Origin of the sequence: Saccharicrinis sp. 156 (genome assembly GCF_050589685.1) — a bacterium.
Classification (GTDB): Bacteria; Bacteroidota; Bacteroidia; order Bacteroidales; family Marinilabiliaceae; genus Saccharicrinis.
In genome coordinates this window covers 126,795-149,244 of sequence record NZ_JBNGOS010000012.1, presented here as the reverse complement: position 1 = coordinate 149,244, position 22,450 = coordinate 126,795, and the positions used below count along the sequence as shown (strand labels likewise).

Below are 22,450 nucleotides of genomic sequence, written 5' to 3'. Positions count from 1 at the left end.
CACAATAAGAAATTCTAGACCTTTCAGCTTACATAAAATTTTCTTATTCATAAATAATTATCTACGAGCTATTAATGTAGCAAAAAGTTCCTTATTCAGGAACTTTTCTTATCCTATTGCTATTCGTTTAGGCCCTTATCCTTTGCTTGCTCTTTTTTAGGGATACTAAATATTTACTATATCATTTTTATAGGAAGCTTTAATCCCATCTTCTTTTGTGCTGTTTGGCAAAGTAAAAAATTCACCAAAATAAGTATAGCAAAATTCTCTTCTGGTTATTTTTATTTTTTCAGTATTATCTTCTTTCTTATCCATCTTTTCCGACGAAATAGTCAGAATTTTGTGGTTAAGTTCAATCTCAATGTCTTTTTTTCCAAACCTGGCGTGGCAACTTCAATATCAAACTTATTTTCATCTTCTTTAACATTAACAGCTGGCGAGGAAACTCCTACACTACATTTATTATCCGGCCATAACGGAGCTGTGAAAAAATCATCAGTCCAGCCCGGATATAAGGTGGCATTTTTTAATTTTGGATACATGGATTCTGGTTTGAAAGTCAATATTATAATTTCTTATTAAAAACTATTGTTACAAGTATAACAATCCCCGCTACTACTGGCAGAATATTCACATTTGCAGAGGTATCAAAACCAAAATAAATTATTCCCCAGATAACAAATAGTAACATGGATATGATATATAATAAAGTTTTCATACTATAAAGTTAAGGCTATTTATGCGCTAGCACATTACATATAACTGTTAATAAGTTATATAATTCACACTTTTAATGTGTTTTAATATACCTTAAGAGAACGACTAAACATTACGTATGGCTATATGTTACGTGTTTTTTGTGTTTCGCCTGCGGCAAAGAAGATGGAATATATAGCATGTTGAACTAAACCCGCATTGCGGGAGCTTAGGGTAAAAATAGTACATCACTACAAAATGACCTTACTTTATATTCCTTTTTATATAGAAAGGGTTTCAATTTCACAATTAAATTAAACTTAGTTGATAGATATTTCTTCGTAACTTGCAACTGATTCATTTTTTTTGACTTAAAAAAAAGCTCGATTTATTTGCACCGTACAAAAAATAAGGAACAGCACCTTACAGCTATTTTCGCTCAAAAAAAGCGATTGAAACCACTATATAAAAATTAATAATTTTATCATCTGTTTTTCGAGAGATTGTTTAGTTCAACAAACCCTCCAATCTAAAGCGTATGCAAGAAACGCTTTATTGGAGGCTAAGTGTTGTGTGCTACCATTATTCTTTCTTTTGTGTTTGTCTTTAAGTTGTGTTGCAAAAATATTCATACATACATGCCTGTCCTCCTGGAGTGGCTAACTCATGTAAGGTTGAATCAAAATCGCTTACTAGTGTAAAACCTTGTTTTTCATAATAGCTACTTGCACCAAGTTTATTGGTTTCTACTCGAATTCTCTTAACACCAGTTGCAATACAAAAATCTCTAAACTTTTCCCATAATTTAGTGCCAATATTTTTACCACGTAAATCTTGAGATACCACAAATAAGCAGATTTCGCTTGCTTTGCTTGGCTCTATTATAGTTCTATTTTTGTTATGAATTAGTCAGTGTTTTTATAAATTTATTTCTTTCAACCTTATCCATTTTCTTAAAATTAAAAGAAAAGATTGCATCTAACGCGAGCCTGATTCTTCCTCGGGGCTTTGTTTTAGCTAAATGATTTAGCCCAAATAGAAAACCAACAACCCTACCTTGGTACACAGCTACAAGATTCATATTGCCAGAGCATAGTCCACCTTTTGTATACATCCGTAACGCTGTTTTGCTCAAGTTCTTATCTGCAATAATTTTATCAAAGTGCCATGCTTCATTTACCAATTCTTCGCAACGGTCATAGTCTTGTTGTTCAAAGTTCCTTATGCTAATCACCATATCGCATACTTTTTTGTCAATTTTGATATTTTCTGTCTAAGCAATCATTCATATTGAAACATTTCTGTAACAAAGCTATTCGTATTTTTCTGGTTGCCCATAACTATAGCATGGATATATTATACCATTTAAAGTTGGGGTGATTACTCATTTTTTTAATTCTCCTGCTTTCTTTACCCCGCAAGATGCATGAATAATTGTGGCTCCTACGATGCTGGTTATAAGCACTCCATTTATTTTTGGCATTAGAGTTATACGGAATTTTTTAATTCATTAAGAAGTTCTTTCAGGTTTACTGTTGCATACGTAGAGGAATAGTCTGACATGGCATACGGTATAATTAATTGATCATTATGCACCATTGAACCGCAAGAGTATACCACATTAGGTACATAACCTTCTCTTTCCTCGGAATTTGGTATCAAAAGTGGTGTTTTAGATCTTCCTATTTCAATTTCAGGATTATTTAAATCGTACAATGCCGCACCTAAAACATATTCACGCATTGGCCCAACACCATGCGTTATTACCAACCATCCATCCTCCGTTTCAATTGGAGAGCCGCAGTTACCCATTTGAATAAGTTCCCAGGAGTATTTAGGTTGTTGCAATATTTTTGCCTCTCTCCATATGGTAATACTATCCGAAAAAGCAATGTAATTATTAACGCCATCTATCCTGCAAAGCATGGCATATTTTCCATTCACTTTTCGAGGGAACAATGCCATACCTTTATTTTTAGCGATATCGCCGTGCAGCGGACTTACCTTAAAATGATAAAAATCTTCTGTTGCCAGCAGTTTAGGCAGAATGGTAGTTCCGTCATAGGCTGTATAGGTGGCGTAGTAGGTTACTTTATTATCCTCATCTTTAAATTTAACAAATCGTGCATCTTCAATACCATTTTTTTCGTTGGCTGATACTGGAAATATAACTCTTTCCGAGATATTCGTATCCAGCGAAAACTGAAGTTCATAATGAGATGATGCTAACCAAATTATCTGATTATAAAGGTATTCCTTATCTTTTTCCAAATGTACCGATGTCCTTGTTTCCTTAATACATTTATGCAATTCTCCGTAGGTAAATTGATCATTCAACTTATCCAAAATTAATTCAGGAGGGATAATACTATGAAAATCTTGCATTTCTTCAATTTTACGCGCAAAAGTCTTCTTGTCATAGGTGTACCTCCAAATGTATTCCGCCTCCTCTAACATATTACCAATTGGTTCAAGCGTAATATGGTCGCCCTTACTCAGTACCCCTGTTCTAAAAACTATAGATGAAATATGCCCTTCACCTGTAGCTCTAAAGCTTATGATCACTCTTTTTTGATCATGCCCTATTTCCGTTTGGTCAGGATGATCTACCATAGAAGGATTAAAAAAAGCAGCTGATTCAATGGAATACTCCATTGTAAAATAAGATCCAATTAAGATTTTAGTGGAAAAAGCAATTGTATCCGGCTCTATTTGCATATACCTTAATATGTGAGAGACTCTGTTAAAATGTTTCTCGAATATTTTAGAAATGTTTCGATGTCGCATCGAATAATCCCTTAATGTCTGCTGCAAAGCAAATGAAACATCTTTCTCATTCATATCGAGTACAAAACGAATGATATTCATAGCCCGTTCTTCACTTGAAAACATAAAACGTGCAATTACTCGACAGGGGTCAGGACTAAAAGTGATATTTTTTCTGTTTACAGATACCTTCATTGGGCGTATTCTTTAATGATAAAAGGTACTGATTAAATTTGAACAAATGCGGTTATTACGTGTAATTTTTTGTGACAGCTAAGGTACTAACCATTGGTACAGTTCAAACCGTTAGACTGTTAAACAGCATGCTAAAACTGATACGCTTACTCCGGAATATCCAGTAAAATTTTGCTGGGGCTATTCCTTGGTTAAAACAAAAGTAATGAACGCTCAAACCCTATTCTTTTTGCTCCCGGTATAGCTTTCCAAATTTTATTTATGTAATCCGCATTGCTTTTTGCCCCAAAACTAGGGAGCAAAAGTTGCTGGGGCAAGATGCAGCAGAGCGATCGGTTACAAAAATTTGTATCAATATAAGTACTAAACAATTCATCCAATGCTACTTTTAGCCCAATTTCTAACCTTCAATTAGAGCATGCGGATTAACGTGCCTCCTTTAACTTTTTCAAACGGTAATTCTGAATAATAAATAAAACTATTAATCCTATAAACAATAAAGGATATAAAACACAAAAGAGTATAGCATTTATCTCATAATAAGATAAACTGAATAAATTCGCCAAGCTTATAATAAAATCAGTACAACAGTGATACATTAATTCAAACAATTTTAATCCCTCAATCATGTTTTTTAAGTTTACGAGTTTGAATTTGCATATCTATGGAACATATGATAAAATAGTATATAAATAAAGGAATTAGAAAGACCAGAAAAATAATATTTGCTACCGTATAATTACCTGTAGCATTTAAAAGTCGTATTATTCCGAAGTAGAATGGATCAATAATATTTTTCAAACGTCCACCAACATTAACATGTTCTTTTTTACAATATGTTGTATTGAAATGGCATTGCCATATACATTTGTTTGGTGTTATCTTTCTTGAATTTATGGTCTTTATTCCTTGGTAAACATGGTGATGTCCTTCACTCGTATGCCTTATAGTCCCATTGATTATTACCATGAAAAAAAAATGGCGAAATCAATATGATAAGGTTTCAAACGTATCTTCTCAAAATAGGTTCTATTATTTTCTGTAAATAAATCAACTCCAAATTCCGCCGAAGCTTCTGCCTGGCTTAATACTGTTTCAGTTGCTAGTTTCTGCTCCCAAATCCGATCTATTCTTTTAGTAATATTAAGCCAACTCTCCTGGTTTTAGCCTGATTAAAGAGTTTGGTACAACATTCATCTTAAACAATTTGGCTAAATGCATTGTAAAATCTTCATTCTCGGGTAAATGATCGATTTGTTGAGTGGGTGGTTTAAATATCATATTACCCCAAACACCGGCCAAAGTCAAACTATTCTCTTGCCCTCTTTGATTTTCAAAATGAAAAGATAATTTAGCTTGAACACCAGGAACAGTAACATGACTTCGAACTATCTTTTTCGCCAATTCGTTCATTTGACCTAAAGAGCAATCCAATACAGGAGCTTCTCTTGTTCCAAAAATATTTTTTGAGCATTTTGAATGAAAGTCTTTATCTTCTTCTCCTAATGACTGGTAACAATATAAATGTTTGTTATATATAATAAGGTTCTTTTATTGGCAGAACAGAAACTGCTCCAATACAATCTTTACAACAAGCTAAATATTAACCCATTCAGTCAATAGGCTTCAATTTCCAATTGGCTACATCTACATCCAACCTTCCTGAATTAGATCATCAAAAAATGGAAACATGGTGCTGGATGAGTATGGATGTTTAAAAATAGGCAAAGTCTTGCTAATAGGCCATCTCACTTTTTTATTCAGATATTCTTCATCATATGAAAAACGATATCCGATCTTGGTCTCTTCGATAATACCCGAGGTCCTTGTTGTTCCAACTGGCATCGCCAAAAATACCGTTCAAAGTATCAGGGTTTGCTTTTTCAATTTCGCGCATGGCATTTTGCAAGGCCATTCCTACATTGGTAGTGGTTTCGCGCACCTTATTCCAATGCCCCTCTTCGGGCACTACAAAATGATGGTTTTCAGCAAAAGCTGCATATTCCATATCGCCATCGTTCTCTTCTAAAGCCTTTTCAAATTCTTCATCGTACACATCGCATATGCGTTTAAAGAAGAGTAAAGGGAAAATATATTGCTTGTAATCTCCGGCATCAATGGTACCACGTAAGGCTGTTGCTGCTCCCCAGAGATATTTTTTAAGTTCTTGTTGTGTCATTGTTTATACTTTGCACCACAGATTCTCACAGATTTTTATTTGGTCATCTGTGGTGAATTCTTTTGATTATTAAACTGTCAATAGCTTTATTTACCACGGATTTTTTCAGATTCTTATCTGTGTTAATCTGCGCTATCTGTAGTGAATCTTTCAATATGTTTTTAACTTTTCTTCAGCTTTTAAACTTTTATCCCATGCTGATTTCAAATCCGTCATGGCGTCTTCTCCCGAAGGAAGATTATCCTCAATTATTTTCTCTACGTAAAGTGGAATATTCAAATTATAATCATTTTCTATGATGTCTTCGAGACTAGCTATCTTAACCTGATTCTCTACATCTTCGTATTTATTGAACCTAGTGTATATTTGTTGTACATGGTGTGGCTCCAGAAAATTTATTTTTATTACTCCATTGAGCATCTCCAAAAATACCGTAAAGCAGCTCCTGGTTTGCTTGTTCAATTCCACGTAACGCTTGTTCAATAGCTAAAACAACATTGATTGTGTTTCACGTACATCTTTCCAATGGCCCCTTCCGGTGTTTCAAAGCGGTGAAATTCAGGCCAAGATGCATATTCAGCATCGCCATCTGACTCTTCAAGTGCTTGTTGGTATTCTTCATCATATACATTTGATAACCTTTTGAAGAATAATAAAGTAAAAATGTAAACTTTGAAATCCAATGCATCAACTGGGCCTTTTAATATCCAGGCTATTTTAGCTAGGTGTAATGAGCATTTAAAATACGATAAAACAAGAAGTTGCCGAAACGAGACACAGCACCGCTCTGGTGAGTTGATACAGCTCAGTGAAGCGCCTTGTTGTGAAGTAGTTGAATTGCGCAACAGGATTTCTAATGCAAGTGGCGGGTTCAAACCGTTTTTACTCTTATTGATTTTTGCTCCGTTCGGTAATATGTAAGCAATCATCATATACACTCACTTATCGTAAAAATTATTTCTTAACGCTTCGATTACTGATTTTTTTTAACGCTTTTGTATTAAGGCGCATGAATGACCCAGACAGCATGCTTACTCGTTTAAATCTATTGCCATTCTGTTCAACATTATAAGACGAAATAATACTTAGTAGGTCAGTAATGATTGCTTTTATCAAGCATTAAGAATGGAGGATTTACCATCCCCCAAGGAAATAGCCCATGATGAAGTCTATAATGGATTTCCGAGATGCTTTAGGTATCCGAGTGGTTAATTTTCAAAATTGTACCACACCGATTCGATAAGGACATAAACCGATGGGTATTTATGTATATCCCGCTCTGCGGGCCTACCAATGCCCGTTTTACCGTAATAGCGATATCACATAGCCCTTAATGGGCATTGAAATTTTTATATAATGGTAAAGTGAATTTAAAATCACTCCCTTTTCCTAATTCACTTTCTACCCAGATATCTTCCTTATGTATCTCCATAAACTCTTTACACAGCACTAGTCCCAAACCCGTGCCATTTTCTTCAGCGGTGCCTTTGTTTGAAAATTTCCTATCAATGCTAAAAAGCTTGTTGATATGTTCAGGCTCAATCCCAATACCAGAATCCGATACTACAAAAAGCACTTTATCCTTTATTTTACGAGTTTCTATATGCAGATGTCCAGAAGGATATGTAAATTTCAAGGCATTGGTAACTAAATTTCTCAATACTGTTTTTATCATCTCACGATCGGCAAAAATATATTCATCGCAATAAACATGACAATTTAAATCAATGCCTTTTTGTTTGGCCATAGGCTCACACAGTAATATTACTTCATCGATTAATTCAAGCGGTTTTATTTTAGTACGATCGGAATTTATCTTTCCGGTTTGCAGGCGTGACCACTCCAGCAAATTTTCCAACAGGTTAAAGGTTTGTTTTGATGCATCAAACATATTTTGTGCAATTGACTTGATTGTTTCAGGTGAATACGCTTGCACATTTTTAATCAGTAATTCATTAAAACCAAGCAACATATTAAAAGGACTCCTCAAATCGTGCGCAATGATCGAAAAGAATTTATCCTTTGTTGCGTTCAGTTCATGTAATTTCTTTTTTTGTTTATGGATTTCGAAATGGGTGTTTACCCTGGCCAATAATTCGTTTTTCTGAAAAGGTTTTGAAATAATGTCAACCCCACCATGCTCAAATACTCTAGGGATATTTTCATAATCAGTTTTTGCCACAAAGAACAAAACCGGAGTGTTGGCATTACTTTCTTTTTGTTTTATTAAACGGCATACCTCAAAACCATCCAGCTCCGGCATTCTCACATCTATTAAAAACAAGTCAAAATCATTAGTATTGCTGTATGCTATGCCTTCCCTACCGCTGGTTGTTGCTTGTGTGTGGTAACCTTGCTCTGTAAGAATTTCATTGACAACTACTAAGTTCTCTTCTATATCGTCAATGATCAATATTTTATCCATTCTTTAACAATTCAAATTTAAAATCGGCCTTAATGTTATTATTAGTGCAAAAAATTTCCAATGCTTTATCCTCCTTGGAGGTATGGGTTATAAACCACTCGATTACAAACTTTAAAAAATCGCCTGGATTGACTTTTCTATGTTTCACTACATTTAGTTTTTCCAACAGGTTATAATGCAAATCCCGATGATATTCAAATTGAGGAAATTTGATTTTTTTCATAAAGTTTTCTTCGCTAATAAAATGAAATTCAGCATACTTCTCAATCTCCAGTATTAAATCTAATAACCTGTCGTCATCAATACCGTCATCTATTTCATTTTTTAAATTTCTGATCAGATCCAAAAATATTTTATGCTCCATATCAATCTGCTCAATTCCTATCGAATATCCGTCTTTCCAAAACAATGCATCTTCCATAACTTTTTATTTTGGAGCATTTACGGGATTTACACAGGATAGGTTGTTAATTTTAAGATTTTTATTTCAAATTTTTATCCCAGACTAAACTTATTGGTCTTCTGCATGTTGTGTAGCCTCTTAAAAAACCAACACCCCTTCGCATGACAAACAAACCCAATAATAATCCTTTAATTCACATCGTCTTTGCTTTAAGATACGAAGGGAATGGTTAAACCTAACTTACCGTATCCTGGTCCATCAGAAAACTCTATTCAACATCGGATAAAAAATAACTTGCCTGATACTCCGGAATTTTGTCCATTGACGAAGAAATGTAAAAAATTTTAAAAGTATATTGCTGTAAATATTCAGGAAAACAAAAGATAAAGGCTTTGACAATAGAGATAAGGTGCTTATTAATAGATAGGTCAAAACGACAGTTGAACATGGCATTTTTTTCACACCCAATGGGCCATTTTGACAGATAAGCGATTGGGATGTAAATTGGATTGTAATTTGTACGACTAATTTTTGGATATAGAAAAACACCATAGGTGTACAAGCGGAACACAATAAACTGCTTAGTTTATGTTGAAAAAGGAATTGACATACGCTGCTTACTTTATTTTGTTTCTTGCAGGGATTTCAATAAGTGCCTGTAGCCCCCTTTCTTTCCCCGCCGGAAATGAAACCTCTTTTCACTGGAAAAATAACAAGAAAAACAAAAAGCCCAAAGTGGTTTTGTCAGAACCGGCTGATTGTCCGTGCGATAAAACCTATGTAATAAAAAACACACCGAAAAGAAAACTGAACGGGGCATCGTATGCAAAAAAGCAAAACAGGAAATTGAAAAAGGCCTTGCCGGATTAGAAATTAAGACATTCTGTTTCTTTGAACAATGGTGTTTCAAATGCCGCCAAATGGCGGGTTTAATAATGAAGTAGTTGCATTGACTTAAATATTGGTTAAGACATGGATTACAAGGATTATTATAAAATATTAGGTGTATCGAAAAGTGCCAGCCAAGATGAAATAAAAAAAGCTTACAGGAAACTGGCTGTGAAGTATCACCCCGATAAAAACAAAGGTGAGAAGCAGGCAGAAGAACGCTTTAAGGAAATTGGCGAGGCCTATGAGGTACTTAAAGACCCCGAAAAAAGACAAAAGTACGACCAATTAGGTGCAAACTGGAAACAGTACCAAAATGCCGGTGCCGGGACAGGTGGTTTCAATTACTCACAGTTCGGCGGAGGCATGCCCGGTGGAGGTTCGTTCTATTACCAAGGGGATATTAGCGATATGTTTGGAGGTGCCGGAAATAACTTTTCCGACTTCTTCAATGCTTTTTTTGGAGGCATGGGTGGTATGGGCGGAAGCAGCATGTCTGGTGATATTAACGGTTTTAACGGCCGTGCCGCATCAAAAAAAGGAACCGATTACCAGGCCGAAATGGAAATATCCCTTGCCGAAGCTTATTCCGGTACAACACGGATAATAACGGTGAACGGACAAAAACTGCGAACGACGATTAAACCGGGCGCTTATAACGGGCAGGAGCTAAGGATTAAGGGGAAAGGGGGACATGCTTACAACAGCGGAACACCCGGTGACATATACATTAAACTGAAAATTATTCCTGACAACAACTACGAATTACAAGGAAACGATTTGATATACAAGGCAAACATAGACTTTTATACAGCCATTCTGGGCGGTAAGATAGAAGTAAATACCCTTGCCGGGAAATTAAGTTTGAAAGTACCTAAAGGGTCACAGCCGGGAAGCAAACTCCGGTTAAAAGGTAAAGGTATGCCCGTGTATAACAAACCGGGCAGGTCAGGTGATTTATATGTTCAGCTTATTATCAGCATTCCCCGAAACCTTTCTGAGGAAGAACTTGACCTTTTCAGAAAGTTAAAACGGTTGCGAAACAAAACACATGTATAGCAGAAATTAAAGATTACCCATATGATAGCACGATATAGCCAATATAACCACTTAAATCCTGCTATTGAAATTTTTCTTAGCAGAATGAACGATTTGCGGTATAGATATTATGCCAGCGAATTGTTGCAATCGTATTTACACGCTCATCACAATAATATCGAAAGCTCGATACGAAGGGCAATTGCCATTATGAGACTTACAGGACTGCCTGCCAATCAGCATTTCAGACGGATATACAGGTCAGGTGTTAGCGGACTTACAGGTGATTGGAAATTGTCGGAACTTGCCTGCGGTTTAATAATACTGAGCTTCGACGAAACCCATAACGATGCATATCAGATTCAGCAAAGTTTCCTTAAGTACCTTGGCTTATGATTCCCCTGGGCAAACGATAACTACGACGATACCATGGCAAACAACAAAAAGCACAAAACACAACAAAAGAAAACGCATCCCTTTTAGCGTTCAAGCGCTTTTTGTTGTTGATAATATTATTTCGGCCAGACGACATTCAACACATCGGCAAAATAGCTAACGAAGTGGGCAGTAACCCCTTCCTTGATATAGTCGGGCAATTCATCGAAATCCTTTTTATTGTCGGCAGGGAATATCAACTCAAACACTTTAACCCTCCGGGCAGCAATCGTCTTTTCGCGCACTCCGCCAATGGGCAACACCTTTCCGGTTAACGTAAGCTCCCCGGTCATAGCCAATCCCTTTTTCACGGCTTTTCCAATCACCAGTGAATAAAGAGCTAAAGCCATAGTGATACCTGCTGATGGGCCATCTTTGGGGGTTGCCCCAGCCGGAACATGCAAGTGCACAAAATGCTGGTTAAAATAATTTTGAAACTTATTATCCTCCGTAAATAAGGAACGAACATACGAGTAGGCAATTTCTGATGATTCCTGCATAACATTACCCAATTGTCCCGTTTGTTTAAGCCCTGCATTCTTTGCGCTTATTGCAGTTGCTTCGATATATAACGTTGCGCCACCCATCGCTGTCCATGCCAGGCCAAGGCTAACTCCCGGAATCGACTTTTCATACAGTTCCTCGGTTGTAAACACAGGCTGGCCAATATATTCTGTTAAATTCTTATGCGTAACATTTGTCTTACCGTTTCCATCTTCGGCTAGGCGAAGCGTAGCTTTTCGCATTATTTTCTTGATTTGGTTTTCCAACCCTCTAATACCGGCTTCGCGGGCATAGCCATCAATCATTTTTTTAAGAGCCGTTTCGGAAATGCCCACTTCACTGGCCTTTAAACCATGCTCATTGCGTTGTTTCGGTATAAGGTAGCGCTTTGCAATTTGCACTTTTTCTTCGAGTATGTACCCAGACAATTTTATGATTTCCATCCGGTCGAGCAAGGGTCGGGGAATGGTATCGAGTTGGTTTGCTGTGGTAACAAAAAGTATGTTTGACAAGTCGAAGCGTACATCCAGATAATGGTCGAGGAATTCTGAATTTTGCTCCGGATCCAACACTTCCAGCAAGGCGGCTGCAGGGTCGCCCTGGTAGCTTGCACCTATTTTATCAATCTCATCGAGCATAATCACAGGATTTGCCACCCGGGCCCTTTTCAGGCTTTGAATAATTTTACCCGGCATAGCCCCGATGTAAGTGCGTCTGTGTCCTTTAATTTCGGCCTCATCGCGCATGCCACCAACCGAAAAACGATAAAACTCGCGCCCCATGGCCTCGGCAATAGATTTACCAACGGAGGTTTTCCCAACCCCGGGCGGGCCAACCAAACAGATGATAGAACCGGAAACCTTACCCCGCTTAATTATGGTACTGATAAATTCGAGAATGCGTTGTTTCACGTCATCGAGGCCATAATGCTGTTCATCCAGTATTTTCCGGGCTGTTTTCAGGTTTTTATTGTCATCGGAAAAAATGCCCCAGGGCAAATCGGTTAGCCAGTTCAAATAGGTTCGTGTTACATTGAACTCGGACGAACCCGATTCAAGGGTTTTCAGTTTATCCAACTCTTCGTCCACCACATTTGCTGCTTCCCCGGTTAGTTTTAATGCTTTTATCTTACTCTCAAAACCTTCCAATTCAGTGGTTTTATCATCCTTTTCAAGACCAAGTTCTTTTTTAATTACTTTGAGTTGTTCACGCAAGAAGAACTCACGTTGGTTTTGTGTTATCTTTTCTTCAATTTGTTTTTGAATGTCTTGTTGCAGCTTGCTTAATTCCAACTCCTCCTTCAATAAAATCAAAATCTTTTCGCTTCGGTCAAACAGGTCAACCGCTTCAAGTATTTCCTGTTGTTTTTTTCCTTCTGAGGATAAAAAGGAAGCGACCAAATCCATTAACAATCCAGGTTTTTCAAGCCCTACCTGTTGTATTGCCAGTCGCATTTGCTCATGGAACATCGGATTTATCTTTATCAATTCTTTAACCGAATTGATGATAGCCATTGTAAACGCCTTTATTTCGTCTGTAACCGCCTGCTTTTGTTCGTACTCGTAGGTAACCTGCCAATGAGGGAACCCTCCCTTCACAGCTTCCTTTACGTAATGAAACCTGGTTACAGCCTGCACAAAAACATTTATGGTATCCTCACTTTTATTAAGCACTCTTAAAACTTTAAGTAGCGTTCCTGTCTTAAACAGTTCCAGTTCTTCAACATCTGGCCTGTTAAGTTCCCTGATGAGCGAAACACCAATAAATCCCTTTCCTTTTTCAATGGCGTACTCAACTTTTTCCACCAGATCTTTTGAGTTAAAAAACAAGGGCAACGCCAATCCGGGAAAAACCGGCCTTTTATCCAAAGGTAATACCATTAGGTTATCAGGATATACCTCACTAACAAGCACCAATCCGGGGTTACTTATCGCATCATTTGTCATAATAATGTATTTTAAAAAAAGTAAACCGATTATCAACCTAAATCCAAACAGATGTAAATATCATTGAAGTTTGGTTAACGAAAGCGTAATTTGATGGATATAATCCTTAATAATATTCAAGTTAAAGTTTGTTGTGCTTAAAACAAAAATAAACTCACAAATTTTTATCCAACAAATTATCCCTTCCTTCATTTTTTTCTAATCCCTAATGACAGATCCCGGCTTATCGATATGGAGTAGTATACTTCTTCATTTTTTCCCCTGATATTAACTATTGACATCCCACCAGTATTGATGTAAATTATGTCATTCAACAAATAGCCTTTGCATCCCATCGAGTAAGTATGCTTATAAACGATAAAATCGTTGAAGCATACCTGCTCATTGCAGACATCATTTATTATCACAATCACGGGTTGTTTAATATTTAAATATTCGAATATGGGGAGTATTTCATCCAATGCCATTACGATAGAACAGGAACTGGATTGGTTTCAGAAGCTTATCTTACTGAGAGGAAAAATAACTTTTGAACAATCGCTGTCCGAAAAAGAAATTTCAAACCTGGAAATACCCTCTATCAAAAACCATAACTCACCCTATGCGCTTTTAATTAACAAATACGCAATGGGTTTTGAAGAGCGACTTGTGTTGATTCTTGCATTAATCCCCCATGTTAAACCTTCCCTATTGGATTTGTTACATATGAAAAACGAATTGTACGACATTCCCTTCACGGAATTTGGAGGTATCAGATATGATAAACATAAAGGGTATTTACCCACGGGGGAAACTGCCATTTTTATTTTAGCCGGAAACAACCTTAAAAACAGATTTGAATTATTGCGCTTGTTTAATAAAGATCATTTTTTCCATCGAGACGGCATTCTGATCCTGAAACCATCATCCTTAAACGAACCTCTATTATATGGGCTTCTTTCCATCTCCCAGGAACACTTGTCCTTATGTACTACCGGTAAAGTATTTAAACCCGATTATAGCCAGCTTTTCCCTGCAAAACGATTATATACATCACAAGTATGGGACGATTTGGTGGTTCCCAACCACATCATACAGGGATTGGAAGAAATCAGAAATTACATAGCCCACGGTAAAACACTCAAAAACAATTATCAATTTGGAAAAAAAATAAAACCGGGATTTAAAGTATTGTTCACTGGACCTCCGGGCACCGGAAAAACACTGACCGCCAGCCTACTCGGACAACACTGCCAAATGGATGTATATAGAATTGATTTATCCATGGTAGTATCTAAATATATTGGTGAAACAGAAAAAAACCTCTCTCGGGTATTTGATATGGCTGAATCCAAAGACTGGATACTATTTTTTGATGAAGCCGATGCGTTATTTGGAAAAAGAAGCCATGCCAAAGATTCTCACGATCGATATGCCAACCAGGAAGTGTCCTTCCTTTTGCAGCGAATAGAAGATTTTGATGGCTTGGTTATTCTGTCCTCCAATTTTAAGAAGAATATCGACCAGGCGTTTTTCAGGAGATTCCAACTCATATTAGACTTTGAAATACCAGATGCAGAACATCGCCTTACCCTATGGAGAAAATCCAAAACCGATGAATTTGAATACGATAAGGAGATTGATCTGCAGAATCTCTCGGACGAATATGAGTTAAGTGCGGCTTCAATAATAAATATTTTGCATTACTGCGTCCTCAAATGCCTGAGTATAAATGAGCGAACGATCAGGTATAAAGACATTCAAGCCGGTCTAAGAATTGAGAAAATAAAAGAAGGGAAAAGTATTGTTTAGGATATAATGGTCTTTATATCGTTTATTTTTTGTACATTAAATAACTTTCAATTGAAAATCTGACATATACGAATTTCTTATTATGATTGATGTTGCTTTAACTTATATCCAAGACATACTCAACGAGCATTTTAAAAATGAATTTTCTATCTCAGAGAATAAGGCCGTTTTATCCAATTTGGTGAAAGCGGATGGGGCAATGGCTGAAAAGGTTGACGGTAAAATTGTCTTCTTTCTGATCAGTTTAGATGAAGAATCTACATTAAAAAACAACCGTAATAAAAGCGCCAGCCAAAGCGATGGCTCTTATGTGCAAAAGGTTCCGACTTTACACCTGAATATGCAACTGGTGTTTTGTGCAAATTTCGATAGCTCGGTATATATTGAAGGATTAAGTTACCTGTCATCACTCATACGTTTTTTTCAGATCCACAGAAAAATAGAAATAAGCCACAGAAATAATTCAAGCCATAACGCAAACCACTTGAATTTTGAATTGTGCAAGTTAGATCATGCACAACTAAGTCATCTATGGTCTGCCATTGGTGGCAAGCTCGTTCCCTTTGTGCAATACAAAGTAGGCATGCTGGTATTTGATGATGTGCCAATGAAAGAGATAATCCCAACGGTAAACGAACCTCTTAGCAAAACCTAATATTTCACTATGAAGCAAGGATTCAAACACCTGTTAACAGTATTATTTAAACATGGATATTATCAAGATAACATGTTTAAATCACTGGATACTTCATTTGACGACGGTACCCCCAAATTATTGCGCGATTTGGATATTATTATCAAATCCTTCCCGGGAGGTATTCATCTGCTGGCGGCAAATCCGGAACTGTTGATGACCACGAACGATGATAACCCGATACGATTACTGCTCCACAGTAAAGATAATCTATTCGTGAACTTTACGGATTTGCCGGATTTTAGTCCAAGCGACCACCTACTATACTTTAACAACCTAGGCAACAATAGCGTCGTAGGCAGTCATACATTTTTATTGCATGAAGATGAAACAGTTGGCCAAAATGAGATGATCCAATTATGTGCTGGCAAATTCCAGGTCCCTTTATTCGACCACACCAAAAAATATCATTTTACGGATGCCGCGGATATGGAAATCCCACCTCAATCTATCCATTCCATCAATGAATCAGGAGAATATTCATTAACAGGCATGACCGGGAACTTGATAAAAATAAAAGAGGGTAACAGCGAAATAAGTCGCATTTATTATCGTCCGAATGCGGTATGGAAAAAACCGATGGGCATTATAGAAATTTATACCGGAAGACTTTTCAATCAGCACCTACAGTATGGGAAAGTTGATTATTCGATTCACTTCAAGAACAGACAAACCATATGGAAATATTTCCTTGTCAATTCTGTTTATGAAAAATTTGGCAACCTAACCATCTTAAACAAAGAGAAAGAACAAGTATTTAACATACCTAAAAAGCAACGGGTCCACGATAATTTAGAGGCCTTGGTTTTCGAATCAAAAAACAAAATACCCATCTCCGAAATCACCAACGGTTATTATCAATTGGTAGATAATTACGTATCGCCTCAGAAGCCTGGCAAGTTGGTACTAAAAAAATTGCCCAATGCTTCTCCTGATCTAATATTTCAGGATACAGAAAATCCGGAAACGACCTACTTCTCTCACATATATATTTAATAATTAATAAAAAATAGTTATGGCACAAAAATTAATGACTCCTGGCGTTTACATTGAAGAAGTCAATGCTTTCCCGGGATCTGTTGTGGAAGTAGCAACAGCAATTCCCGCTTTTATTGGATATACCGAAAAGGCGACGAGAAATGGCAAATCCCTGGTAAATATTCCAACAAGAATTACTTCGTTTGCCGATTATCTTGAACTATTTGGTGGATCAATAAGCCCAATGTTTAAGCTGGTTGCGGTAGGTGAGGATTCAAAAAACAAACATGTAATTTCAATTAACAACGTAGAAAGAGCTATTGAGTACGAAGACCATAATCAATTGTTTTTATTTAACAGTATCAAGTTTTTCTTTTCTAACGGTGGAGGCACATGCTACATTGTATCTGTAGGCACATTTGGAGAAGATGGGAAAAAGGAAATTAAAAAAGATGAATTGTTAGGTACGAGTAAAAACAAGGAGGGAAAGCTAATCGAAGGCGGTCTGAAAACACTGCTTAAGGAGCAGGAACCTACTATGATTGTCATTCCGGATGCCGTGGCTTTAGGCGACGATGCTTATGAGGTCTATAAACAAGTGCTGGCCCATTGCGCCAAAATGCAGAGCAGGATCGCCATACTTGACATCCACGATGGTGATGGACAGAGAATCAATAACGATAATGTAGATGTGGTTAAGAAGTTCAGGGAAAAAATTGGCACCGAATTTCTCAACTATGCAGCCGCTTATTACCCATGGTTAAATACCAACATTGTACAAAAAGGGGAAATTACATTTGATAATCTTACAACTAACCTTGGGGAGTTACTTCCTGAATCTGAAGAAGAAGCGCATACTTTAATTGATCATTTCACATCAGATGAAGATGAAATTATCAAAAAGCTAATAGAAGATAAACCTGCAGAATTGGAGGATGCACTCATCCAGGATTACCCGGCAGAATTGAAGAAACCAGATGATTCAAGTGTTCCCAACGAACCAGAACCTCTTGAAAATCTGGATGATGCTGCAACGCCGGAACAAAAAGAGGAATACAAAACGAAATTAGAGGAATACAAAAAGGCCAAAAAAGCTTTTGACGACCAGAAAAAAGCATATGATGCTGAATTTAAGAAGTTTGACAACAAAAAAAACGAAATCATTAGTAAACTGAGTGATGCGTTAAAGAATGAGAGGCTAAAAGAAACCAGAAAATTACTCTCGAATTACAAAGACAATAAAAAACGTAATTTTCATTTAGGCTTGATGGCAACAAGCCCAACGTATGCCAACCTCTTAGACGAAATCAGAGGTGTCATGAATATTCTACCACCATCAGCAGCTATTGCAGGCATTTATACTATGGTTGATAATAACCGGGGCGTATGGAAAGCACCTGCCAATGTTGGAATGAACAGTGTGATTAAGCCAACCTTAAATATTACACACGATGATCAGGAGAATTTAAATGTGGATGCCACATCGGGTAAATCCATCAATGCTATCAGAACTTTCCCGGGAGTAGGTACCTTAATATGGGGTGCAAGAACACTGGACGGAAACAGTTTGGACTGGAGATATATTAACGTCAGGCGCACCATGATTATGCTGGAGCAATCCATAAAAATGGCCCTTCGTTCATACGTTTTTGAACCTAACGATGCAAATACCTGGGTAACGGTCAAAAGCATGATTGTTAACTTCCTGACCGAAAAGTGGAAACAGGGCGCATTGGCAGGATCTTCGCCGGACGATGCCTTTAATGTGGAAGTGGGACTTGGCACTACTATGACAAGCTTGGATATCCTGGAAGGCAAAATGCTGGTAACCGTTAAATTAGCGATTGTAAGACCAGCTGAGTTCATTGTGGTCACATTTGAACAACAAATGCAAAAATCATAAAATCAACCATTCATTCGTATAAATTTTAAAATTAAATATTATGGCAGGTGAAGCACAAGACAGTAACTGGCCACTACCAAAATTCTTTTTTGTAGTAGATTGGGGAAGTGCCACAAACATTCCTTTTCAGGAAGTAAGCGGATTAGAAATAGAAGCTGAGCCACTGGAATACAGACATGGCAACAGCAAGGTTTTTTCAAAAATCAATATGCCCGGAATGGTGAAAAACAACAAGGTCACTATGAAAAAAGGGGTATTTGTAAATGACAATAGTTTTTGGGAATGGTACGAACAAATAAAAATGAATGTTATCGAACGACAAAACGTTGTTATCAAGCTTCTGGACGAAGAGGCCAATCCCACCATGACCTGGACATTGAATAATGCATGGCCCACCAAAATAAGCTCAACCGATCTTAAGTCGGAAGCCAATGAAGTAGCCATTGAGAGCATCGAGATTATGCATGAAGGCTTAACAATTGCCAACGGTTAATAATGATGGGGAACGATAGTTTTTTTAAATCCAATTATACTCCGCCGGTCGCATTCTACTTTTCGGTAAAATTTGCCGGATTTGATGATATGGACAGCAGTTTTCAGGAGGTATCCGGTTTAAAAGTAACGGTTAACACAGTGGAAAAAAAGGAAGGTGGCGACAACAATTTTGTGCACCACCTCCCTACCCACGCTAAATACGATAACCTGGTACTAAAGCGGTGCTTGTTGAAAAACTCAAGATTGGAACAATGGTGCAGGGACGCCATTGAAGATTTTAAGTTTGATCCGATGGATATTAAACTGGCACTTTTGGGTGCAAACGGCGGAATATTAGCCTCGTGGACTATTGTTAAGGCCTTTCCCATTTCGTGGGAACTATCAGCTTTAAACAGTACCAGCAACCAATTGGCGATTGAATCGCTGACGTTGAAATATCAACTTTTCAGAAAGGATTAGCTATGACATTGATAATAAAAGAACTGGTAGTAAAAGGAATCGTGACAAACGAAAATTCCACAACAGGCGATTCTATCATTACAGAAGAGCAACTCACTGAATATCTGGAACAAATGAAAAAAGAAATTGAAATGGAGTGTATCGAAAAAATAGAACAAAAAATAGTATCCAAAACAATCAGGTAATTGCGATATGGGCGAATTGACTAAAATGAAGATAGTGGCTTTTAAAGATCCTGATTATTCGAGCCGGGTGGGGGAATATGACTTGCTCGTAAATCCCGAAACGTATAAGGTGACAAATGAGCAACAATACTCCAACGCGGACACTACCATTGGATCCAGTGCTCAATCGGCCAAATTTAAAGGCAGCGGGTCGGGGTTGTTCGAAATCTTAATGTTCTTTGATGGAACGGGAATGATATCCAAAGATAAGGTGGATGATCAAATTAAAGAAGTAAAAGAATTAATTTATCAGTACAACGGAGACATCCACGAGCCCAATTACTTAAGGGTTTATTGGGGAACGCAATCCTTGTTTCAGGGAAGATTAAAATCCTGGAAGGTTAATTACACCATGCTCGATATGGACGGATCCCCCTTGAGAGCAGAAGCAACTGCCACATTGGTTGCGTCGGTAAGCGCCAAAAAAAAGGCGATTGAAGAAAGAAAAAGTTCTTCTGATCTTACCCATGTAAGAACGGTGTTAGACGGTGACAATCTGCCCTTAATGTGTCATAGAATTTATGGCGACAGCAGCTATTATATTAAAGTAGCCCAACATAACAACCTGACCAACTTCAGGGCTTTAAAACCGGGTATTAAAATCTCTTTTCCTCCAGTTATATAATAAAATATGGCAAAAACATTGCAACAATCGGATGGTGTTATAAGCTTTGATATTCTCGTCAAAGGCAAAAACATAAAAGATACTGTCGAGATCAATGAAATCACGGTTCAGATGGAGGTCAACAGAATAGCTGTGGCTACCATAATCATGGAAGATGGTGGCGCTATTGGTGTCGACAATGCTCCCTTTACGAACAGTGAAGGGAACGACTTTATCCCCGGAAATGAGATAGAGATCTCCTTGGGATATGATAACAAAAAAAATAAGGTGTTTAAGGGGATAATTGTTTCTCAAAACCTCTCGGTGAAAAAAAGCAGGTCCCATTTAATAGTTACTTGCAAAGATTTAGCAGTTAAGATGACCAAAGGCCGATTTAACGCTACTTTCCAAAACAAAAAAGATTCTGATGCCCTATCAAGTATTGCTGCCAGGTATGGGCTTCAAACCGATATTGATGCGACCAAAGCACCATTACCTGTATCCATGCAATATAATTGCAGTGATTGGGATTTTATGGTTGTCCGCGCCGAAATGAATAATATGTCAGTTTTGACAGATAAAGGGAAACTGATCATTAAAAAGAATGATTTCAAAACTTCACCAAAATTTGAGATTAACGCCTCACAAATTGTTATTGAAATTGACCTAAATTTGGATTGCGAAAACATCCCGGATAAATACCAGCTCACCGCCTGGGACGATAAGGAACAAAAAGAAATATCGGAATCCGTTACCATATCGGATAGTCTTGGACAGGGAAACCTGAACGCGACCAAATTGGCAAAAGCAATAGATTACAAAGAGTCCAATCATTATTCCTCGGCCAAACTAACTGAATATGAATTAAAAACATGGGGCGAATCACTTGCAAACAAGGCCGTATTAAGTAAAGTCCAGGGAAAAATTATAATACAGGGTAACGCTGATATTATGGCAGGCGATATGATTGAACTGTCCGGATTTAGCGCCCGATTTAACGGTAAGGCATATGTATCAAAAACAAACCATATTGTGGAAGACGGAAGCTGGATAACCATATTACAAGTGGGAAGGCCAACACATTGGCACGCTGCGTTGCCCGATGTTGAAGAGGCATCTGCTTCCGGGTTAATTCCGTCTGCAAAGGGTACGCAAATTGCTAAGGTGAAAAAAATTCATGAGGACCCGGATGGAAATTACCGCGTACTGGTCAATCTGCCGGCTTTTTCGGGAACAGGACAGGAAGACGGTATCTGGGCAAGGTTGGTGTTTCCTTATGCCACTGCCGATGCGGGATTCTTTTTCTTCCCTGAAATAGATGACGAAGTGTTGTTAACCTTCATCAACAACGATCCCAGATACCCCGTGATAACGGGATCGTTATACAACGCCAAAAACAAACCCAAGACAACCCCTGATGAAAAAAACCAGTTTAAGTCCATTTACTCTAAATCCGGTATTAACATCACCTTCGATGACGAGGATAAAATTCTTGTTGTGGAAACCCCGGAAGGCAATACGTTTACATTGAGTGACAAAGAAAAAAGCATTCGTATCAAGGACATGAACAGTAACTCATTAATAATGGATGATTCGGGTATCGTACTGGATAGTCCCAAAGACATTAAGCTAAGTGCAAAAGGGGATATTGATATTTCGGCAACCGGAGGGGTAAAAATAAAAGGAAATGCTGATATTAAGGTGGACGGCTCCAATGTTGAACTGACCGCAAAAGTAGGTGTTACAGCCAAGGGTAATGCCTCGGCAGAGCTTTCCGCTTCGGGACAAACAACCGTAAAGGGTTCTATGGTAATGATTAACTAAAAC

25 protein-coding genes are annotated in these 22,450 nt (G+C 37.5%); 12 read left to right on the top strand and 13 right to left on the bottom strand.

The features are described 5' to 3' along the window. Positions 1-165: 165 nt before the first annotated feature. From ACRD64_RS09630 to ACRD64_RS09575, 12 genes are all read right to left on the bottom strand, one after another. Positions 166-330, bottom strand: coding sequence for an Hsp20/alpha crystallin family protein (locus tag ACRD64_RS09630; RefSeq protein ID WP_430933146.1), 165 nt, complete (start codon positions 328-330; stop codon positions 166-168). A 2-nt stretch (positions 331-332) separates the two neighbouring features. After that, positions 333-542 (bottom strand): hypothetical protein, encoded by a 210-nt coding sequence (locus ACRD64_RS09625; protein ID WP_430933109.1) that lies wholly within the window; start codon positions 540-542, stop codon positions 333-335. Between the two features lie 760 nt (positions 543-1,302). Further along, positions 1,303-1,578 carry a GNAT family N-acetyltransferase gene (locus ACRD64_RS09620; protein ID WP_430933144.1) on the bottom strand — a complete coding sequence of 92 codons (276 nt, stop codon included), beginning with the start codon at positions 1,576-1,578 and terminating at the stop codon, positions 1,303-1,305. Between the two features lie 16 nt (positions 1,579-1,594). Then, positions 1,595-1,933, bottom strand: a complete 339-nt coding sequence (locus tag ACRD64_RS09615; RefSeq protein ID WP_430933108.1) for a hypothetical protein — start codon at positions 1,931-1,933, stop codon at positions 1,595-1,597. Between the two features lie 251 nt (positions 1,934-2,184). After that, positions 2,185-3,657: a glycoside hydrolase family 130 protein gene (locus ACRD64_RS09610; RefSeq protein WP_430933107.1), complete on the bottom strand. Its 1,473-nt coding sequence runs from the start codon at positions 3,655-3,657 to the stop codon at positions 2,185-2,187. A gap of 1,143 nt (positions 3,658-4,800) precedes the next feature. After that, positions 4,801-5,061 (bottom strand): hypothetical protein, encoded by a 261-nt coding sequence (locus ACRD64_RS09605; protein ID WP_430933106.1) that lies wholly within the window; start codon positions 5,059-5,061, stop codon positions 4,801-4,803. Between the two features lie 243 nt (positions 5,062-5,304). Further along, positions 5,305-5,502, bottom strand: coding sequence for a HipA N-terminal domain-containing protein (locus tag ACRD64_RS09600; protein WP_430933105.1), 198 nt, complete (start codon positions 5,500-5,502; stop codon positions 5,305-5,307). Beyond that, entirely contained in the window at positions 5,432-5,836 is a 405-nt protein-coding gene (locus ACRD64_RS09595; protein ID WP_430933103.1) for a type I restriction-modification system subunit M N-terminal domain-containing protein, read from the bottom strand. The genes ACRD64_RS09600 and ACRD64_RS09595 overlap by 71 nt, the downstream gene beginning before the upstream one ends. A 150-nt stretch (positions 5,837-5,986) precedes the next feature. Continuing rightward, the gene (locus tag ACRD64_RS09590) at positions 5,987-6,304 is read right to left on the bottom strand and encodes an N-6 DNA methylase (protein WP_430933102.1); all 318 of its coding nucleotides are present in this window, start codon (positions 6,302-6,304) and stop codon (positions 5,987-5,989) included. 11 nt (positions 6,305-6,315) lie between these two features. Next, entirely contained in the window at positions 6,316-6,768 is a 453-nt protein-coding gene (locus tag ACRD64_RS09585; RefSeq protein ID WP_430933101.1) for a type I restriction-modification system subunit M N-terminal domain-containing protein, read from the bottom strand. A 398-nt stretch (positions 6,769-7,166) separates the two neighbouring features. Beyond that, positions 7,167-8,261: a hybrid sensor histidine kinase/response regulator gene (locus ACRD64_RS09580; protein WP_430933100.1), complete on the bottom strand. Its 1,095-nt coding sequence runs from the start codon at positions 8,259-8,261 to the stop codon at positions 7,167-7,169. Further along, a complete protein-coding gene (locus tag ACRD64_RS09575) occupies positions 8,254-8,682 on the bottom strand; it encodes a hemerythrin domain-containing protein (protein ID WP_430933099.1) in 429 nt (142 codons plus the stop codon). Before ACRD64_RS09575 ends, ACRD64_RS09580 begins: the two co-directional genes overlap by 8 nt. A 570-nt stretch (positions 8,683-9,252) precedes the next feature. On the opposite strand from ACRD64_RS09575, the gene ACRD64_RS09570 reads away from it, so the two are divergent. The 3 genes from ACRD64_RS09570 (at position 9,253) to ACRD64_RS09560 (ending at position 10,986) form a co-directional block, all read left to right on the top strand. Further along, entirely contained in the window at positions 9,253-9,534 is a 282-nt protein-coding gene (locus ACRD64_RS09570) for a hypothetical protein (protein WP_430933098.1), read from the top strand. 102 nt (positions 9,535-9,636) lie between these two features. Further along, positions 9,637-10,611 carry a DnaJ C-terminal domain-containing protein gene (locus ACRD64_RS09565; RefSeq protein ID WP_430933097.1) on the top strand — a complete coding sequence of 325 codons (975 nt, stop codon included), beginning with the start codon at positions 9,637-9,639 and terminating at the stop codon, positions 10,609-10,611. A 21-nt stretch (positions 10,612-10,632) separates the two neighbouring features. Then, positions 10,633-10,986, top strand: a complete 354-nt coding sequence (locus tag ACRD64_RS09560; protein ID WP_430933095.1) for a hypothetical protein — start codon at positions 10,633-10,635, stop codon at positions 10,984-10,986. A gap of 116 nt (positions 10,987-11,102) precedes the next feature. Here ACRD64_RS09560 and lon read toward each other — a convergent pair whose 3' ends face one another. Beyond that, positions 11,103-13,475 (bottom strand): endopeptidase La, encoded by a 2,373-nt coding sequence (gene lon / locus ACRD64_RS09555; RefSeq protein WP_430933094.1) that lies wholly within the window; start codon positions 13,473-13,475, stop codon positions 11,103-11,105. Between the two features lie 441 nt (positions 13,476-13,916). Here lon and ACRD64_RS09550 point away from each other — a divergent pair, with 441 nt between their 5' ends. The 9 genes from ACRD64_RS09550 (at position 13,917) to vgrG (ending at position 22,447) form a co-directional block, all read left to right on the top strand. Further along, a complete protein-coding gene (locus ACRD64_RS09550; RefSeq protein ID WP_430933093.1) occupies positions 13,917-15,266 on the top strand; it encodes an ATP-binding protein in 1,350 nt (449 codons plus the stop codon). Positions 15,267-15,348: 82 nt separating this feature from the next. Continuing rightward, entirely contained in the window at positions 15,349-15,921 is a 573-nt protein-coding gene (locus tag ACRD64_RS09545; RefSeq protein WP_430933092.1) for a DUF4255 domain-containing protein, read from the top strand. A 9-nt stretch (positions 15,922-15,930) separates the two neighbouring features. Then, entirely contained in the window at positions 15,931-16,956 is a 1,026-nt protein-coding gene (locus ACRD64_RS09540) for a hypothetical protein (RefSeq protein WP_430933091.1), read from the top strand. Positions 16,957-16,975: 19 nt separating this feature from the next. Then, a complete protein-coding gene (locus tag ACRD64_RS09535; protein ID WP_430933090.1) occupies positions 16,976-18,841 on the top strand; it encodes a phage tail sheath C-terminal domain-containing protein in 1,866 nt (621 codons plus the stop codon). A gap of 40 nt (positions 18,842-18,881) precedes the next feature. Further along, positions 18,882-19,334, top strand: coding sequence for a phage tail protein (locus ACRD64_RS09530; protein WP_430933089.1), 453 nt, complete (start codon positions 18,882-18,884; stop codon positions 19,332-19,334). Between the two features lie 2 nt (positions 19,335-19,336). Continuing rightward, positions 19,337-19,795, top strand: a complete 459-nt coding sequence (locus tag ACRD64_RS09525; protein WP_430933088.1) for a phage tail protein — start codon at positions 19,337-19,339, stop codon at positions 19,793-19,795. Positions 19,796-19,797: 2 nt separating this feature from the next. Next, positions 19,798-19,980 (top strand): DUF5908 family protein, encoded by a 183-nt coding sequence (locus tag ACRD64_RS09520; protein ID WP_430933087.1) that lies wholly within the window; start codon positions 19,798-19,800, stop codon positions 19,978-19,980. 7 nt (positions 19,981-19,987) lie between these two features. Next, the gene (locus ACRD64_RS09515; protein WP_430933086.1) at positions 19,988-20,644 is read left to right on the top strand and encodes a CIS tube protein; all 657 of its coding nucleotides are present in this window, start codon (positions 19,988-19,990) and stop codon (positions 20,642-20,644) included. A gap of 6 nt (positions 20,645-20,650) precedes the next feature. Beyond that, on the top strand, positions 20,651-22,447 hold the full coding sequence (gene vgrG / locus ACRD64_RS09510) for a type VI secretion system tip protein VgrG (protein WP_430933085.1): 1,797 nt from the start codon (positions 20,651-20,653) through the stop codon (positions 22,445-22,447). Positions 22,448-22,450 lie beyond the last annotated feature (3 nt).

What these genes read in the sequence shown, in the direction of transcription:
- ACRD64_RS09625 (WP_430933109.1), bottom strand. Translation starts at nt 542, where the DNA reads ATGTATCCAAAATTAAAAAATGCCACCTTATATCCGGGCTGGACTGAT.
- ACRD64_RS09615 (WP_430933108.1), bottom strand. Translation starts at nt 1,933, where the DNA reads ATGGTGATTAGCATAAGGAACTTTGAACAACAAGACTATGACCGTTGC.
- ACRD64_RS09610 (WP_430933107.1), bottom strand. Translation starts at nt 3,657, where the DNA reads ATGAAGGTATCTGTAAACAGAAAAAATATCACTTTTAGTCCTGACCCC.
- ACRD64_RS09600 (WP_430933105.1), bottom strand. Translation starts at nt 5,502, where the DNA reads ATGCCAGTTGGAACAACAAGGACCTCGGGTATTATCGAAGAGACCAAG.
- ACRD64_RS09595 (WP_430933103.1), bottom strand. Translation starts at nt 5,836, where the DNA reads ATGACACAACAAGAACTTAAAAAATATCTCTGGGGAGCAGCAACAGCC.
- ACRD64_RS09585 (WP_430933101.1), bottom strand. Translation starts at nt 6,768, where the DNA reads ATGATGATTGCTTACATATTACCGAACGGAGCAAAAATCAATAAGAGT.
- ACRD64_RS09580 (WP_430933100.1), bottom strand. Translation starts at nt 8,261, where the DNA reads ATGGATAAAATATTGATCATTGACGATATAGAAGAGAACTTAGTAGTT.
- ACRD64_RS09575 (WP_430933099.1), bottom strand. Translation starts at nt 8,682, where the DNA reads ATGGAAGATGCATTGTTTTGGAAAGACGGATATTCGATAGGAATTGAG.
- ACRD64_RS09570 (WP_430933098.1), top strand. Translation starts at nt 9,253, where the DNA reads ATGTTGAAAAAGGAATTGACATACGCTGCTTACTTTATTTTGTTTCTT.
- ACRD64_RS09565 (WP_430933097.1), top strand. Translation starts at nt 9,637, where the DNA reads ATGGATTACAAGGATTATTATAAAATATTAGGTGTATCGAAAAGTGCC.
- ACRD64_RS09560 (WP_430933095.1), top strand. Translation starts at nt 10,633, where the DNA reads ATGATAGCACGATATAGCCAATATAACCACTTAAATCCTGCTATTGAA.
- lon (WP_430933094.1), bottom strand. Translation starts at nt 13,475, where the DNA reads ATGACAAATGATGCGATAAGTAACCCCGGATTGGTGCTTGTTAGTGAG.
- ACRD64_RS09550 (WP_430933093.1), top strand. Translation starts at nt 13,917, where the DNA reads ATGGGGAGTATTTCATCCAATGCCATTACGATAGAACAGGAACTGGAT.
- ACRD64_RS09545 (WP_430933092.1), top strand. Translation starts at nt 15,349, where the DNA reads ATGATTGATGTTGCTTTAACTTATATCCAAGACATACTCAACGAGCAT.
- ACRD64_RS09540 (WP_430933091.1), top strand. Translation starts at nt 15,931, where the DNA reads ATGAAGCAAGGATTCAAACACCTGTTAACAGTATTATTTAAACATGGA.
- ACRD64_RS09535 (WP_430933090.1), top strand. Translation starts at nt 16,976, where the DNA reads ATGGCACAAAAATTAATGACTCCTGGCGTTTACATTGAAGAAGTCAAT.
- ACRD64_RS09530 (WP_430933089.1), top strand. Translation starts at nt 18,882, where the DNA reads ATGGCAGGTGAAGCACAAGACAGTAACTGGCCACTACCAAAATTCTTT.
- ACRD64_RS09525 (WP_430933088.1), top strand. Translation starts at nt 19,337, where the DNA reads ATGATGGGGAACGATAGTTTTTTTAAATCCAATTATACTCCGCCGGTC.
- ACRD64_RS09520 (WP_430933087.1), top strand. Translation starts at nt 19,798, where the DNA reads ATGACATTGATAATAAAAGAACTGGTAGTAAAAGGAATCGTGACAAAC.
- ACRD64_RS09515 (WP_430933086.1), top strand. Translation starts at nt 19,988, where the DNA reads ATGGGCGAATTGACTAAAATGAAGATAGTGGCTTTTAAAGATCCTGAT.
- vgrG (WP_430933085.1), top strand. Translation starts at nt 20,651, where the DNA reads ATGGCAAAAACATTGCAACAATCGGATGGTGTTATAAGCTTTGATATT.